We start from the raw sequence: 13,395 nt of genomic DNA on the forward strand, positions 1-13,395 counted from the left end.
GGATCCTGGAGCGGGCTCAGAGGCGGGCGCTCTTGAGTGCCATGTGCAGCAGCAGCCGGTCCTCGCCGTCGTTCAGGTCGAGGCCGGTGAGCTGCTGGACCCGGGAGATCCGGTAGTAGAGCGTCTGGCGGTGGATGCCGAGTGCGGCGGCCGTGCGGGACGCCTGGCCCGCGCAGTCGAGGAACACCTCGGCGGTGCGGGCCAGCTCCTTGTTCGGCGGGGTGAGCAGGGCGCGGACCGCGGGGTCCGCGGTCGCCTCCGCGGGGAGCGCGGTCAGCAGCCGGTACGGGCCGATCGCCGACCAGTTCGCGACCGGGCCGAAGCGGGACTCGGCCGCCGCGGCGCGGGCCGCGGCCGACGCCTCCTGCCAGGCCTCGGCCAGGTCCGCCAGGCCGCGGCGGGGCACCCCGACCCCGGCGGTGGCGCCCCGGACCGCGGTGGCGCGCAGCCGGTCCGCCGCGGTGAGCGCCGGATCGAGGACATCGGCGGAGCGCAGCCGGACCAGCGCGGCCAGCGAGGGGGGACCGGCGGCCCCGGGGGCCGGGAGCGAGGTCAGGGCCGACGCCGCCGAGACCGTACGGGCCGACGGCGGATCGTCGGTCCACGGGGTCACGCACACCACCGCGTGCAGTCCCTCCGCGTCCCGGCCCAGCGCCTCGTGCAGCGCGGCCACCGCCATGTCGCGCTGCCAGCCCCGCCCGGCGGTGAGGACCGCGCCGAACTCCCGGGACAGATCCGTACCGGCCCGCGCCTCGTCTGACAGCAGCCCCCCGATCCGGGTCGCCGCCTCCATCGCCGCCTTCAGCTGCTCGTCGGTGGGCCCGGGGTCGGCGTCGAGCAGCCATACGTAACCGAGGACGACACCCCGATGGCGTACCGGCAGACAGATACGGCCGCGGAACACCCCGGCCTCCGGGGCGGCCGGGATGCGGACCGGGCCGGTGGCGCGGGCGATGCCGAAGCCCTCGAACCAGGCGCGGACCGCGGGCGTGGAGCGCCTGGTGAGGATCGAGCGGGTGCGGACCGGGTCCATCGCCGTGTCGTCGTCGCTGTCGTGGGCACCGAAGGCGACCAGGCCGAAATCCCGGTTCTCCAGCGTCGCGGGGGCGCCGAGCAGCCCGGAGATCTCGTCGACCAGCTCCTGGTAATCGCCCTTCACCCGGCCATTCTCGCACCCCTTCAGACATATGTCTGAGAACCCGCGAATGGATGCGTGACAGCTGTCGATGGCACACCATCGGAGGGATCCTTAGATTTCACGGTGGTTCTCCGTGCTGTACCGCTCTGTTCCCTTTTCGCCGGTACGGCCATCGTTCGTACTTTCCGTGGAGGTGCCCCGTGCTGGGTCCCGTGATTCTCGCCGCGTCCCGCAGCGACAGGATGCGCCGTTTCATCTCGGCCGCACCTGGCACCAAGCAGGTCGTCGACCGGTTCATCGCCGGTGAGACCGTCGACCAGGTCGTCCCGATCATCGAGGACGCCGCCGACAAGGGCCTCGAAGTCACCCTCGATGTGGTGGGCGAGGACATCACCACCCCCGAGCAGGCCGCCGCCGCCCGCGACGCCTACCTGGAACTGATCGAGCGCCTCAAGGACCTCGGCCTGGGCACCAGGGCCGAGATGTCCATCAAGCTGTCGATGTTCGGCCAGTCACTCCCGTCGCCCGCCGCCACCCTCGACGCAGAGCCCTCCGGGCTCGCTGCTCGATTCCCCGGCGGTCACGAGCTGGCGCTCGCCAACGTCCGCCCGGTTGTCGAGGCCGCCGCCGCGATCGGCACCACGGTCACGCTGGACGCCGAGGACCACACCACCCTCGACTCGATGTTCGCCATCCACGAGGAGCTGCGGAAGGACTTCCCGCAGACCGGCTGCGTGATCCAGTCCTACCTGTTCCGCACCGAGGAGGACGCCCGCCGCCTGGCCGCCGCGGGCAGCCGCGTCCGCCTCGTGAAGGGCGCCTACAAGGAGCCCGCCTCCGTCGCGTACCAGAACAAGGCCGAGATCGACAAGGCGTACGTCCGCATCCTGAAGACCCTGATGGAGGGCGAGGGCTACCCGATGATCGGGTCGCACGACCCGCGTCTGATCGCCATCGGTCAGGAGCTGGCCCGCAAGGCCGGGCGCAAACTGGACGAGTACGAGTTCCAGATGCTGTACGGCATCCGCAGCGAGGAGCACATCCGGCTCGCGGCCGAGGGCCACCGGATGCGCGTCTACACCGCGTACGGCACCGACTGGTACGGCTACTTCATGCGCCGCCTCGCGGAGAAGCCCGCGAACCTGCTGTTCTTCGGCCGCTCCATCCTCACCAAGGGCTGACCTGCCCGGCTGACCCCCACCCCCTGACACAAGGAGACAAGGCACTCATGGACGCTGTCACCCAGGTCCCCGCGCCGGTCAACGAGCCGGTCCACTCCTACGCCCCGGGTTCTCCCGAGCGCGCCCGCCTGGAGGCGAAGCTCAAGGAGCTCAGCCAGAACCCGATCGACCTTCCGATGACCATCGGCGGCGAGAAGCGGATGGGCGGCGGCGAGCGCTTCGACGTCGTACAGCCGCACAACCACAAGGCCGTCATCGGTACGTTCGCCGCTGCCACCCAGCAGGACGCCCAGGACGCGATCGACGCCGCGCTGGCCGCCGCCCCGGCCTGGCGCGCGATGTCCTTCGACGACCGCGCCGCGATCATCCTGCGCGCCGCCGAGCTGCTGTCCGGCCCCTGGCGCGAGACGCTGGCCGCGTCCACGATGCTCGGCCAGTCGAAGACCGTCCAGCAGGCCGAGATCGACACCCCCTGTGAGCTCGTCGACTTCTGGCGCTTCAACGTGCACTACGCGCGCCAGATCCTGGCCGAGCAGCCCCCGGCGAACTCGCCGGGCGTGTGGAACCGCATGGACCACCGCCCGCTGGAGGGCTTCGTCTACGCGATCACGCCGTTCAACTTCACTGCCATCGCGGGCAACCTGCCCACCGCCCCCGCCCTCATGGGCAACGTCGTGGTGTGGAAGCCGTCCCCCACGCAGACCCACTCCGCCGTGCTGCTGATGCAGCTCCTGGAGGAGGCCGGGCTGCCCAAGGGCGTCATCAACCTGGTGACCGGTGACGGCATCGCCGTCTCCGAGGTGGCCCTGAACCACCGCGACCTGGCCGGCATCCACTTCACCGGCTCGACCCCCACCTTCCAGCACCTGTGGAAGACGGTCGGCACCAACATCGCCAACTACCGCACCTACCCGCGGCTCGTCGGCGAGACCGGCGGCAAGGACTTCGTCGTCGCCCACCCGTCGGCCGACCACGCCGTCCTGAAGACCGCGCTGACCCGTGGCTCCTTCGAGTACCAGGGACAGAAGTGCTCGGCGTCCTCCCGCGCGTACGTCCCGGCCTCCATCTGGAACTCCGGTTTCAAGGAGAAGTTCGCCGCCGAGGTCGACTCCATCACCATGGGTGACGTCACCGACCTGTCGAACTTCATCGGTGCCGTCATCGACGAGCGCGCGTTCGCCAAGAACAAGGCCGCGATCGACCGAGCCAAGTCCGACCCGGCCTGCACGGTCGTCGCGGGCGGCACGTACGACGACTCGGTGGGCTACTTCGTCCGCCCGACCGTCATCGAGTGCAGCGACCCCTCGAACGAGGTCTTCACGACCGAGTACTTCGGCCCGATCCTCGCCGTGCACGTCTACGAGGACGACAAGTACGACGAGATGCTGGAGCAGATGGAGTCGGTCTCCGACTACGCGCTGACCGGCTCGGTCATCTCGAACGACCGCGCCGCGGCCGCGCACACGATGGAGAAGCTCCGCTACGCGGCGGGCAACTTCTACATCAACGACAAGTCGACCGGTGCCGTCGTCGGCCAGCAGCCCTTCGGCGGCGGCCGTGCCTCGGGCACGAACGACAAGGCGGGCGCCCCGCAGAACCTGCAGCGCTGGACGCTGACCCGCGCCATCAAGGAGACGCTGGTCCCGCCGACCGACTACACCTACCCCCACCAGGGCTGATGCCCTCCGGGGCGCCGCACCCCGGCGCCCCGCCACGATTCCCGCCTCCCGCCCGGTTCCCCTGCCGGCCGGGAGGCGGTTTCCATTGCGGTGGCGCCGTCATGTGCGCTTGATGACCAGCACGGCCACGTCGTCGAGGTGGTCCACCGCGACCGCGGCGTCGAGGATCCGGTCGGCGACCGCCTCGGCGTTCAGTCCGTCATGGAGGGCCTGTGCAACCAGTGTTCCGGCCCGCTCCAGACCGGCGTCCAGCGTCAGGCCCGGCCCTTCGACCACGCCGTCGGTGACCATGACCAGCGCGGTGCCCTTCTCCAGCACGAAGGTCTCCTCCAGGTAGTCGGTGCCTGACAGGACTCCCAGCACCGGACCGCCCGGCAGCTCGCGGACGTCGCTGCTGCCGTCCCCGCGTGCGCACAGCAACGGCACATGGCCCGCGCTGGTGCCGGTGACCTGTCCGTCGCGTGGATCGATGTACAGCATGGTGCAGCTGGCGAATCGTGGCGCGTTCATCGTGATGAGCAGTTCGTTGGTGCGCGTCAGCACGGTTGCCGGCTCCGGTTCGTGCGGGGCGATCGCGCGGATGGAGGTGCGTACCTGCCCCATGAAGGCGGCGGCGTCCACGTCGTGCCCTTGGCTGTCGCCGATCTCCAGGGCCACCGCACCGCCGGGCATCACGAAGGCGTCGTACCAGTCCCCGCCGATGTCGAGCCCGTCCCGGCTGGGCTGGTAGCGGGCGGCGACCTCCAGGCCCGGGAGATGGTCGGGCAGCGTGGGGAGCATGTGCTGCTGGAGCGCCGTGGCCAGCTCGACGCGGGCCTGCTGCAGTCGGATGCGCTTGAGTGCCTGGCCCGCCAGGTCGGCCAGAGTGGTCATGAGGGCGCGCTCGTCCGGGGGCGAGTGGTGCTCGCTGTCGTAGGTCACCGCCCACGCCCCGAGCGGATGGGCGCCGACCGGACTGAGGGGGGCGATCGATAGGGCGGTGAAGGAGTCGAGCCACGGAATACCGACTGCCTGCGGCCAGAGGTGTATGAACTCCTCGTGGTTGGGGATGAAGTGCGGCCTGCCAGTTCGGATCGCATCGGTCACCGGTACCGGATCATCCAGCGACAAACCGCCCATGGCATCTACCTGACGCGGGTCGACACTGGCATCGGAGGAGGCGCGTAGGCACCCTGTCTCATCGTCGAGGAGCATGAGCATGGCGCCCGTGCCGCCGAAGGTCGCTGCGACCCGTGTCAGGACGACCTGCCGCAGTTCCTGCTCGCTGGCGGCGGTGATCAGGGCGGCGGAGAATTCGGCGATCTCGCCGGCACGCTGCCGCTCGGCAGCCAGTTTGGCCAGCGCTTTGCGTCGGCCCGCCTCCAGCCGGGTGTCGTCGCGGATCACCCCGAAGACCTGCTCGCGGCCGCCGTAGCCCAGCTGGATCCGACGGATCTGGCAGGTCATATGGTGCCACCCGCCGTTCTCGGTACGGAACCGCAGGCTGACCCAGGGGGACTGGGCGGCAGTCGAGCGCGAGCCGCCCCAGGGCCTCCCGGTCATCCGGGTGTACTCGCCGGACCACCCTGGACAAGGAGACCGAGGCCTCCGGGAACAGCGCCGCCAGGGCGGGTGAGCCGCCCAGCCAGTCCAGCTGGTGCTTCCGGGGCGCGTACATCCACAGACCGAGATCCGCGGCCGCGGCCGCCAGCCGGAACGGGATCAGCAGGCCGCCCGGGTCGTTTCGCGCGTCCACCGAGTGCACCCACACCAGCCGCTCGTGACCTGCGGGATCCCTTACCGGCCGGGCCTCGATGAGGCTGATCACGGATGCTCTGCCCGGTCCGGAGAACTCCAGCACACGCATTGCGACCGTCTTCGTCGTGGCCCCGTGTATCAGCAGACTCTCGGCCGAGGCCCGCTGGGTTTCGGGCAGCAGGCCGAGGAAGTCATAACCCACGCACTGCTTCTCGGGCCTGCCCAGCGTCGCGGCCATCGGGGCGTTGAGGGAGCGGACGGTGCCGTCCAGCGCCAGAAGAGCCGATGGAGTGGCCCATCGAAGGAATTCGTCCCAGGTGTCCATCGGTCACTCCCTGACAATCCTAGGGCGATGACACAAACGATCCTTCTACATCATATTCCGGTCCTTTCGCAGCGGCGCCCCGGAAGTTTCGCGATCCGGGACGCCACGCGGCGGGCCCCGCCTGCCGGGCTCACGCAGGAGGCCCGGCACCGCTTCCGCGCTCCGTGGACATCCCTGTCGGTTGCTCCGCCCAGACGGTCTTTCCCCGGGTCCGGTAACGCGTGCCCCACTGGTCCGCGAGGCTCGCGATGATGAACAGCCCCCGGCCTGTCTCGTCGATGGTGCGGGCGTGTTTCACCTGCGGGGCGCTGGTCGCGGTGTCGCTGACCTCGCAGGTCAGCATCCGCTCGAAGATCAGGCGCAGTTGCAGAGGCGGAGTGCCGTAGCGGACCGCGTTGCCGACGAGCTCGCTGACGATGAGCTCGGTGGTGAACGCCGTCTCCTCGTCCACCCCCCAGGCGTCCAGCCGGCGGCGGGCCGCCGCGCGGGCGACCGGTGCGGCCTCGGGGCCCTCAGGCAGCGCGAGGGTCAGTACCCGGTCCCGGGGGAGCGCCTTCGTGCGGGCGAGCAGCATCAGTGTCTCGCCGGTCCGGCGGCCGCCCGCGAGCGCGTGCGTGATGTCGTCGCACAGATCCGACAGGGGCCCTGTGCAGGCGCCGTCCAGGAGCGGGCGCAGTGGACCGGACGGCGCCAGGACCTCGTCCGCGAGCGCGGCCGTGCCCATCACCAGTGTGCTTCCTTCGCGGAGGTCGACGGTGGTCGCAGGGAACGGGGCGTTGCCCGTCTCGGCGAGTGGGGGACCCGGGGGGACGGGCAGGTCGGCCGAGGTCCCGTCGGGAAAGGCCACGATCGGCTCCGGGAGGCCGGCGCGGGCGATGGCGCAGGTGAGATCGACCGGGTCGTAGATCGCGATGACGCAGTCGGCGGTGAGCGGCTCGTGGCTCAGGGGGTCCATGGGAGGCAGCGTTGCGCGCGCGGCCACGAGGCGGGCCGCGGTGTCGCTGAGGCGGGCCAGCAGCTCGTCGGGTGGCAGGTCCAGGGCGGCGAGTGTGTGGACGGCCGTCCGCAGGAGTCCCATCGTGATGGCTGCGGCGATGCCTCGCCCTGCCACGTCGCCGACGATCAGCGCGGTTCGTGCACCGGGCAGCGCGATCGCGTCGGACCACGCCCCGCCGCCCTCCGGGGCAGGAAGGTGGAGTTGGGAGACCTCCACGGTGGCATGTGTGGCCGGTCGTTGGGGAAGAAGCCTGCGCTGGACGGTTCGCGCGATGATCCACTCGCGCATGAACTGACGGGCGTTGTCGATGCAGAGCGCAGCGTGCGCACACATGGCGGACGCCACCGCGACGTCCTCCTCCTCGAAGAAGTCTTCCCGCTGGTGGCGGTAGAAGCTGACCACGCCCAGAGCATGGCCGCGCAACGCCAGCGGTGCCACGATCAGGGAGTGGGCACCGGATCGCCGGATGACGTCGGCCCGGGCCGGGTCGGCGGCCAGCCACGAGCTGTCCTCCTCGATCACCACGAGGCGCGGGCGAAGGTCGGACAGGACGTCCGAGAAGGGGGTGCCGACCGGCAGGGGGTGGAAGACTCCGACCGGCAGAGGGCGGAAGGCTCCCGCCGGGTGACCCGCGATCCGTCCTTCGAAGGCTGCTCGGCGCAGTGGAACGTCGCGGTGGACGGGTACCGGGGGAGGGTCCTCTCCGCCGATGACGTCTTCGATCACCTCGACGTCGGCGATGCCCGCGAAGGCGGGCACCACCGCCTCCACCAGCTCACGGCAGACGTCCATCACGCTCAGCCGGTGCCCCACCCGTGTGCGGACCGTGTCCAGGAGGGCCAGTCGGTTCTGTGCGTTCTCCCGCTCGGTGACGTCGAGTGCGGATGCCACCAGTCCGACCACTTCGCCGTGGGAGTCCTCCAGGCGGAAGTAGGAGAAGGCGTCGATACGGCGCGTGGGCCGGCCCGGTGTCTTGATGCGCCGGACGAGCCGGTTCACCACCGGCTCTCCGCTCTCCAGGACCCTCTGCGCCACGGCGGCTTCTTCCTCGGGGTCCGCGAGTTCGCACGCCTCGGTGAAATGCTTGCCCAGCAGGTGCTCCACCGGCGTGTCGTGCGGCCCGCCGGTTGCGGTGCTCATACGGACCACGCGCAGCCGGCTGTCGAGGACGTGCAGTGCCACCGGGGAATGGGTGAACACGGCCTTCAGGATCGCCATGTCCCGCCCCGGCGCGGTGTCCGCCGCCGCGAGCACCTGCCACACCACGGAAGTACCGCGCAGTACCGGCTTGACCAGCACCGCGGCCGCATCCGAGAACCTTTCCCGCCGACCTTCCCGGTCAGCGGCGACCGCATGCATGAGCGTGGTCACGGACCGGCCGACGGCCTCCTCGGCGGACCATCCGAACAGTTCCTCGGCCGGACGCCCCCACTCGATCACCCGGCCACTCTCATCGATGAGTACGAGCACGTCACCGCTGGGCATTCGAAAACACCTCCGCGCCCATCCCTGCCCGCCCCGTGCGGACGACAGGCCCGCTCACCGGGCAGTTGCGCCGATCGGCTCAGCCCGCGGACCGCCGGCCGGAGCGAGCCGATCCCGGCCTCCCGCTGCGTCCGTTCAGCTCCAGCCGTGCACGATCAGTGAGAGTCCGGCCGTGAAGCCGCCGCCCAGCAGGACCAGATAGCGGCCGTAGTGACGACGGTGACGGCGCATCAGCAGACCGAAGGCGGCGAAGCCCAGCCCCACGGTGAGGGTCCGCGAGCCGCGTGCCGCGGCCGATGCGGTGAGCCAGTCGAGCGCGGGCACTTCGGCGCGGCCCGCCTCGGCGCCGTACACCTTGAAGGGGATGCCGTTCCACGGCTGGTGACGCACCGCGGACGCACCCTCCAGGACCAGTTCGCCGCGGACCTCCGCGCGCATCCGGTCCGTGGTCATCGGTGCGGGCAACTGCACGCCCGCCGAGGCCAGCTGTAGGGCGAGCAGGCCACCGGCCAGACTGCCGGCCAGGGCCGCCAGCGACATCTTCGGCGCCGCCCTCGGCACCGCCACACAGACCGCGCCCAGCAGCAGCTCCGGCATCAGCGGCCAGCTGAGCGCCTCCGCCAGCGCCCAGAGGGAGGCGAGCGGAATGCCCCAGCGCGAGGTGACGACCGAGGCCACCCGGCGCCGCGCTGCGGAGTCCCTCAGCGGCTCGGCGACCGTACGCGCGTGCAGCGCCGCCACCGCGTCGCGGGCCTCCTCCGGCGTGAGGGCCGACGGCAGCGGGTCACCGATCGACACCCGCACCAGCGCCGAGCGCAGCCGGCCGTGCTTGGGCAGCAGCCGGTCCGTGCCCGCGATCCCCACCGGCACGACCGGGACACCCGCCCGCTCGGCCAGGACCAGCGCGCCCCGGTGGAAGGAGCCCAGCTCGCCGTCCCCGCCCCGGGTGCCCTCGGGGAACAGGACGACGGCCCGGCCCGCCCGCAGCTCGTCCGCCATCGACAGCAGGTCGTCCATGCCGCCGCCGCTGCGCCGCACCGGGAACCCGGCCGCGAGCCTGCGGCAGATCCGGCGCCGCCACGGCGAGGCGAACCAGTAGTCGGCCGCCGCGCCGATCGCCGGGGTGTGCCGGGCGTCGAGCGCGGCGAGGAGCGCCGCCGTGTCCGCGTGCGAGGAGTGGTTGGCGACGACGACACAGCCGCCGCGCGGCAGCCTGCCGCGCCGCTCCACCCCGCCGGTGAGGCTGAGGACGCCCCACCACAGGCCGCGCCGGAGCGCGGCGGTCGCGCGGGAGCGCACGGGCAGCACGATCCGGTCGCGGATGCGCGGGAGTGCGGAGGTCATGTCATCACCATCGCCAGGAGAAGGGCCACCAGCAGGGAGTCGATCCGGTCGAGGAGGCCGCCGAAGCCGGGCAGCCAGCTGCCCGCGTCCTTCACCCCCGACTCGCGCTTGACCATCGATTCGAGCAGGTCGCCGAGGACACAGCCGCCGAGCACCGCTGCCCACAGCGGGAGGGTGAACGTGCCGAGTACGAGCAGGAGTGCGGCGGTTGCCGCCGCGGCACCGGCCACACCCGCCCAGGTCTTGTTGGGGGAGAGCGGCGACAGCGGCCGGGCGAGCGGGCCGCGCCGGCCCAGCGCCGTACCCCCGCACCAGGCGCCGACATCGCCGAGCGCCACCGCCAGCCCCACCGCCACACCCGTGTCGCCGAGCGTCACCAGACCGGTCAGCGCGACCGGGATCCACAGCAGCCCGAAGACGGTGCGGGCGGTGCGGGTGAAGCCCGCCCGGTCGTCCCCGGACAGCACCGCGGGAAGCGCGGCCGCGACCAGCAGCAGCGCCGCCGCCCGTACGTCGAGGAGTTGCGGCGCCAGCCAGGCCAGCGCCGGAAGCGCGAGGGCCGCCACCGCGAGCACCGCGTGATCGCCGCGTGTGAGCCCCGCCATCCGGACGAACTCGCTCACCGCGATCACCCCGAGCCCCGCGGCCAGTGTGAACGTCCCGCCGCCGCCAAGGAAGTACGCCCCCAGGAAGACCGGCGCCACCAGCGCCCAGGTACGCCACCGCTTGCGCAGCTCGGCCCGCATCCGGACCCTCGACGGCAGTACGGCGACGGCGACGCCGCCCGCCCCCAGAACCCCCGCGACCAGCGGCACGGCCCGGGCCGCCGCCTCCTCGGCGATCAGTACGGCGCTCATGCCAGCTCCCGCCACAGCCCGGCCAGCCGGAGCGCCGCGGTGAGCAGCGAGCCGACGGCGATCACGATCAGGACGGGTACGGCCCAGCCGATCGCCGCGGCGAACACGACCAGCAGACAGCGCTCGGTCTTGCCGACCGGGCCGCCGTTGCGCCGGGGCGCGCCCGCGGCGGCCCCGGCCAGCGACACCCACGACGGCAGCGTGGCCGCGAGTCCGGCCGTTGCCACCAGCCACAGCGGGGCGAGTGCCAGGAAACCGGCCAGCACGACCAGATCCGCCACCCGGTCGCCGAGTTCGTTGAGGACGGCGCCGCGCCGGGTCGTCCGGCCGGTGTCGCGAGCCAGTGCGCCGTCAAGATTGGCGAAGGCGAGCCGGGCCGCGAGCAGCACGGCGACCGGCAGGGCGGCGAGGCCGGTGGGCAGCCAGGCCAGTGCGGCGGCGGCACCGGCCGCCGAGACCACGCCGGCCGCGGTGAGGGTGTCGGGCGACACCTCACGGCGGACCAGCGAGGCGCGGACACCGGAGAGCCGGTCCGCGTACCAGGGCTTGAGAGCGTAGAGGCCGTTCATGGGCTCAACTCTCCTGCGGCGCACGGTTCTTCGACACGTGGCAGGTACTCAGATGAGGGCTGAGTACCTGGTGCGTGCGGTGCCCGGGAGGCCGGGGCGCATGACTGAGTCCACCGAGCCGGCGCTCCGGGGCCGTCCCCGGATCAGGGCCGGGCGCCCTGACCGGCGATGCGGATCAGCATCTTGCCGGTGTTCTCGCCGCGCAGCATCCCCAGGAAGCCGTCCACGGTCCGCTCGATACCGTCGATGACCGTGACGTCCGCAGCGATCAGCCCGCTGCGCAGATGCGGCACCAGGAAGTCCTCCAACTCGCCCTGCACTTCGCGGTGGTTGCGAACCAGTACCCCTTCGAGGCGCAGGCTCTTGCCCACCACGTCGTAGAGGTTGCGCGGGGCGGCCGGGGGCCGGTCCGGGGAGTGGTACTGGGCGATCGCACCGACCCAGGCGATCCGCCCGTGCTCGCGCAGCGCCGAGATCGCGCCCTCCAGATGGTCCCCGCCCACGTTGTCGACCGCGGCGTCGATCCCCTGGGGTGCCGCCTTCGCCGGCAGTTCGCCGACCGGTCCGTCGTGGTAGTCGAAGGCCGCGTCGAATCCGAACTCCCCGGTGAGCCGGGCCACCTTCGCGGCCGAGCCCGCGCTGCCGATGATCCGTCCGGCGCCGAGCAGCCGGGCGATCCGGCCCACGGCGGAGCCGACCCCGCCCGCGGCGGCCGAGACGAACAGGTCCTCGCCCGCCCGGAGATCCAGCGTGCGGGTGAGGGCCACATAGGCGGTCAGTCCGGTGCCGCCGAGGATCGAGAGGTGGGCGGTCAGCGGCACTCCCTCGTACGACGGGAGCTTGCGCGCGCCGAGGGCCCCGGCCGTGACCAGGGCGTGGGTGCGCCAGCCCTGCCGGTGGAAGACCAGATCGCCCTCGGCGAGAGCGGGGTCGCGGGAGGCGACGACCCGGCCGACGGTCCGGCCCTCCAGCGGGGTGCCGGGCAGTGGGTTGCGTCGATGGAAAGGCCGTTTCCATGAGCGGTGTTCATGCAATGAGGGGGAACCGCGAGATGACCGACCTCGCCCCGCACGAGCTGCGGGTACTCGTCGCCCGTCGAGGACGCCCGCAGCTTCTCCGGCGCGGCACAGGCGCTGGGCATGACGCAGTCCGCGGTGTCCCACTCCGTGCGTACCAGCGAGCGCAGGATCGGGGCGGTGCTCTTCGACCGCGGCAGGAAGGGTGCCAGGCCCACCCCCGCCGGTGAGAGCGCCGTCGCGCACGCCCGACGCATTCTGCGGCTCCTCGATCTGATGGGCGCCGAGGCGCGGGGCGTGGCGGCCGGGCGCTCGGGGTCCGACGTGGTGGCCGGGCCGCTGCGGATCGCCGCTTTCCGCAGCGCCGCGCTGTATCTGCTGCCGCCCGCGCTGGAGCGGCTCAGGGCCCGCCACCCGGGGATCGAGCCGGTGGTGCGGATGGTGCGCGAGGTGGGACGGGGCACGTCGGGCGAGGTCCTGGACGGGCGCGCCGATCTGGGGATCGCGACGATCGGGACGAGTTCCCCCGTACCGAAGGAGCTGGTCGGGGGAGTGCTGATGGAGGAGGAGTACGCGCTGGTGCACCCCGCCGGTCATCCGGCGCCGCGGACGCTCCCGCTGGTGGACTGGGCGGAGAGCTGCACCTCGTACACCCGCGACTGGTGGGCCGCGCAGGAGTGGATTCCGCGGGCGACCATCGAGGCGGAGGACGACGGAGCGGTGCTCTCGATGGTGTCCCGTGGTCTCGGTATGGCGATCATGCCGGAGCTGTCACTCGAAGGAGCACCCGGCACGGTCGAGATCACTGCCCTCGGGCCGGAGCGGCCGACGCGTTCGGTCGGCTATGTCACCACCCCTGAGCAGGCACGATCGCTCGCAGTGCGGGCCCTGATCCGGGAACTGAGAGCGGGCTGGCGTAAACCTCCGTCTCAGATAGTAGGAAGTCCGAGTAATTGTGGAGACAGACCGGCCGAGCTGTCCTAGCTTTGTAGGAGCCGAACGTCTCGCTAGATCCAGCGACTGGCGGTCGTGAGTGCGCGCTCCTGTGCAGGCAACCCCTGCGGCGC

Annotated in this window: 10 protein-coding genes and 1 pseudogene; 3 read left to right on the forward strand and 8 right to left on the reverse strand. The window is 71.8% G+C overall.

The annotated features are described in order from the left end of the window. Window positions 1–16: 16 nt before the first annotated feature. Complete coding sequence (locus tag OG507_RS28630) at window positions 17–1,159, reverse strand: PucR family transcriptional regulator (RefSeq protein ID WP_327370024.1); 1,143 nt, start codon at window positions 1,157–1,159, stop codon at window positions 17–19. Between the two features lie 179 nt (window positions 1,160–1,338). Here OG507_RS28630 and OG507_RS28635 point away from each other — a divergent pair, with 179 nt between their 5' ends. Continuing rightward, window positions 1,339–2,319, forward strand: coding sequence for a proline dehydrogenase family protein (locus OG507_RS28635; RefSeq protein ID WP_327370025.1), 981 nt, complete (start codon window positions 1,339–1,341; stop codon window positions 2,317–2,319). Between the two features lie 47 nt (window positions 2,320–2,366). After that, window positions 2,367–3,998 carry an L-glutamate gamma-semialdehyde dehydrogenase gene (pruA, locus tag OG507_RS28640; RefSeq protein ID WP_327370026.1) on the forward strand — a complete coding sequence of 544 codons (1,632 nt, stop codon included), beginning with the start codon at window positions 2,367–2,369 and terminating at the stop codon, window positions 3,996–3,998. A gap of 99 nt (window positions 3,999–4,097) precedes the next feature. Here pruA and OG507_RS28645 read toward each other — a convergent pair whose 3' ends face one another. The 7 genes and pseudogenes from OG507_RS28645 to OG507_RS28670 form a co-directional block, all read right to left on the reverse strand. Then, window positions 4,098–5,540 carry a PP2C family protein-serine/threonine phosphatase gene (locus OG507_RS28645; protein ID WP_327370027.1) on the reverse strand — a complete coding sequence of 481 codons (1,443 nt, stop codon included), beginning with the start codon at window positions 5,538–5,540 and terminating at the stop codon, window positions 4,098–4,100. 199 nt (window positions 5,541–5,739) lie between these two features. After that, window positions 5,740–6,060: pseudogene (locus tag OG507_RS40455) on the reverse strand (PAS domain-containing protein); the annotation flags it as partial. Between the two features lie 130 nt (window positions 6,061–6,190). Further along, window positions 6,191–8,542: a SpoIIE family protein phosphatase gene (locus OG507_RS28650; protein ID WP_327370028.1), complete on the reverse strand. Its 2,352-nt coding sequence runs from the start codon at window positions 8,540–8,542 to the stop codon at window positions 6,191–6,193. A 135-nt stretch (window positions 8,543–8,677) separates the two neighbouring features. Next, entirely contained in the window at window positions 8,678–9,886 is a 1,209-nt protein-coding gene (locus tag OG507_RS28655) for a lysophospholipid acyltransferase family protein (RefSeq protein ID WP_327370029.1), read from the reverse strand. Beyond that, entirely contained in the window at window positions 9,883–10,743 is an 861-nt protein-coding gene (locus OG507_RS28660; protein WP_327370030.1) for a phosphatidate cytidylyltransferase, read from the reverse strand. Before OG507_RS28660 ends, OG507_RS28655 begins: the two co-directional genes overlap by 4 nt. Further along, entirely contained in the window at window positions 10,740–11,312 is a 573-nt protein-coding gene (locus tag OG507_RS28665) for a CDP-alcohol phosphatidyltransferase family protein (RefSeq protein ID WP_327370031.1), read from the reverse strand. Before OG507_RS28665 ends, OG507_RS28660 begins: the two co-directional genes overlap by 4 nt. A gap of 143 nt (window positions 11,313–11,455) precedes the next feature. Further along, on the reverse strand, window positions 11,456–12,475 hold the full coding sequence (locus OG507_RS28670; RefSeq protein ID WP_442811035.1) for a zinc-binding dehydrogenase: 1,020 nt from the start codon (window positions 12,473–12,475) through the stop codon (window positions 11,456–11,458). Between OG507_RS28670 and OG507_RS28675 the strand changes: the two genes are divergently transcribed. Next, complete coding sequence (locus OG507_RS28675; RefSeq protein ID WP_442811036.1) at window positions 12,452–13,312, forward strand: LysR family transcriptional regulator; 861 nt, start codon at window positions 12,452–12,454, stop codon at window positions 13,310–13,312. The genes OG507_RS28670 and OG507_RS28675 overlap by 24 nt on opposite strands. Window positions 13,313–13,395: the final 83 nt, after the last annotated feature.

This window comes from Streptomyces sp. NBC_01217 (genome assembly GCF_035994185.1).
Taxonomy (GTDB): domain Bacteria; phylum Actinomycetota; class Actinomycetes; order Streptomycetales; family Streptomycetaceae; genus Streptomyces.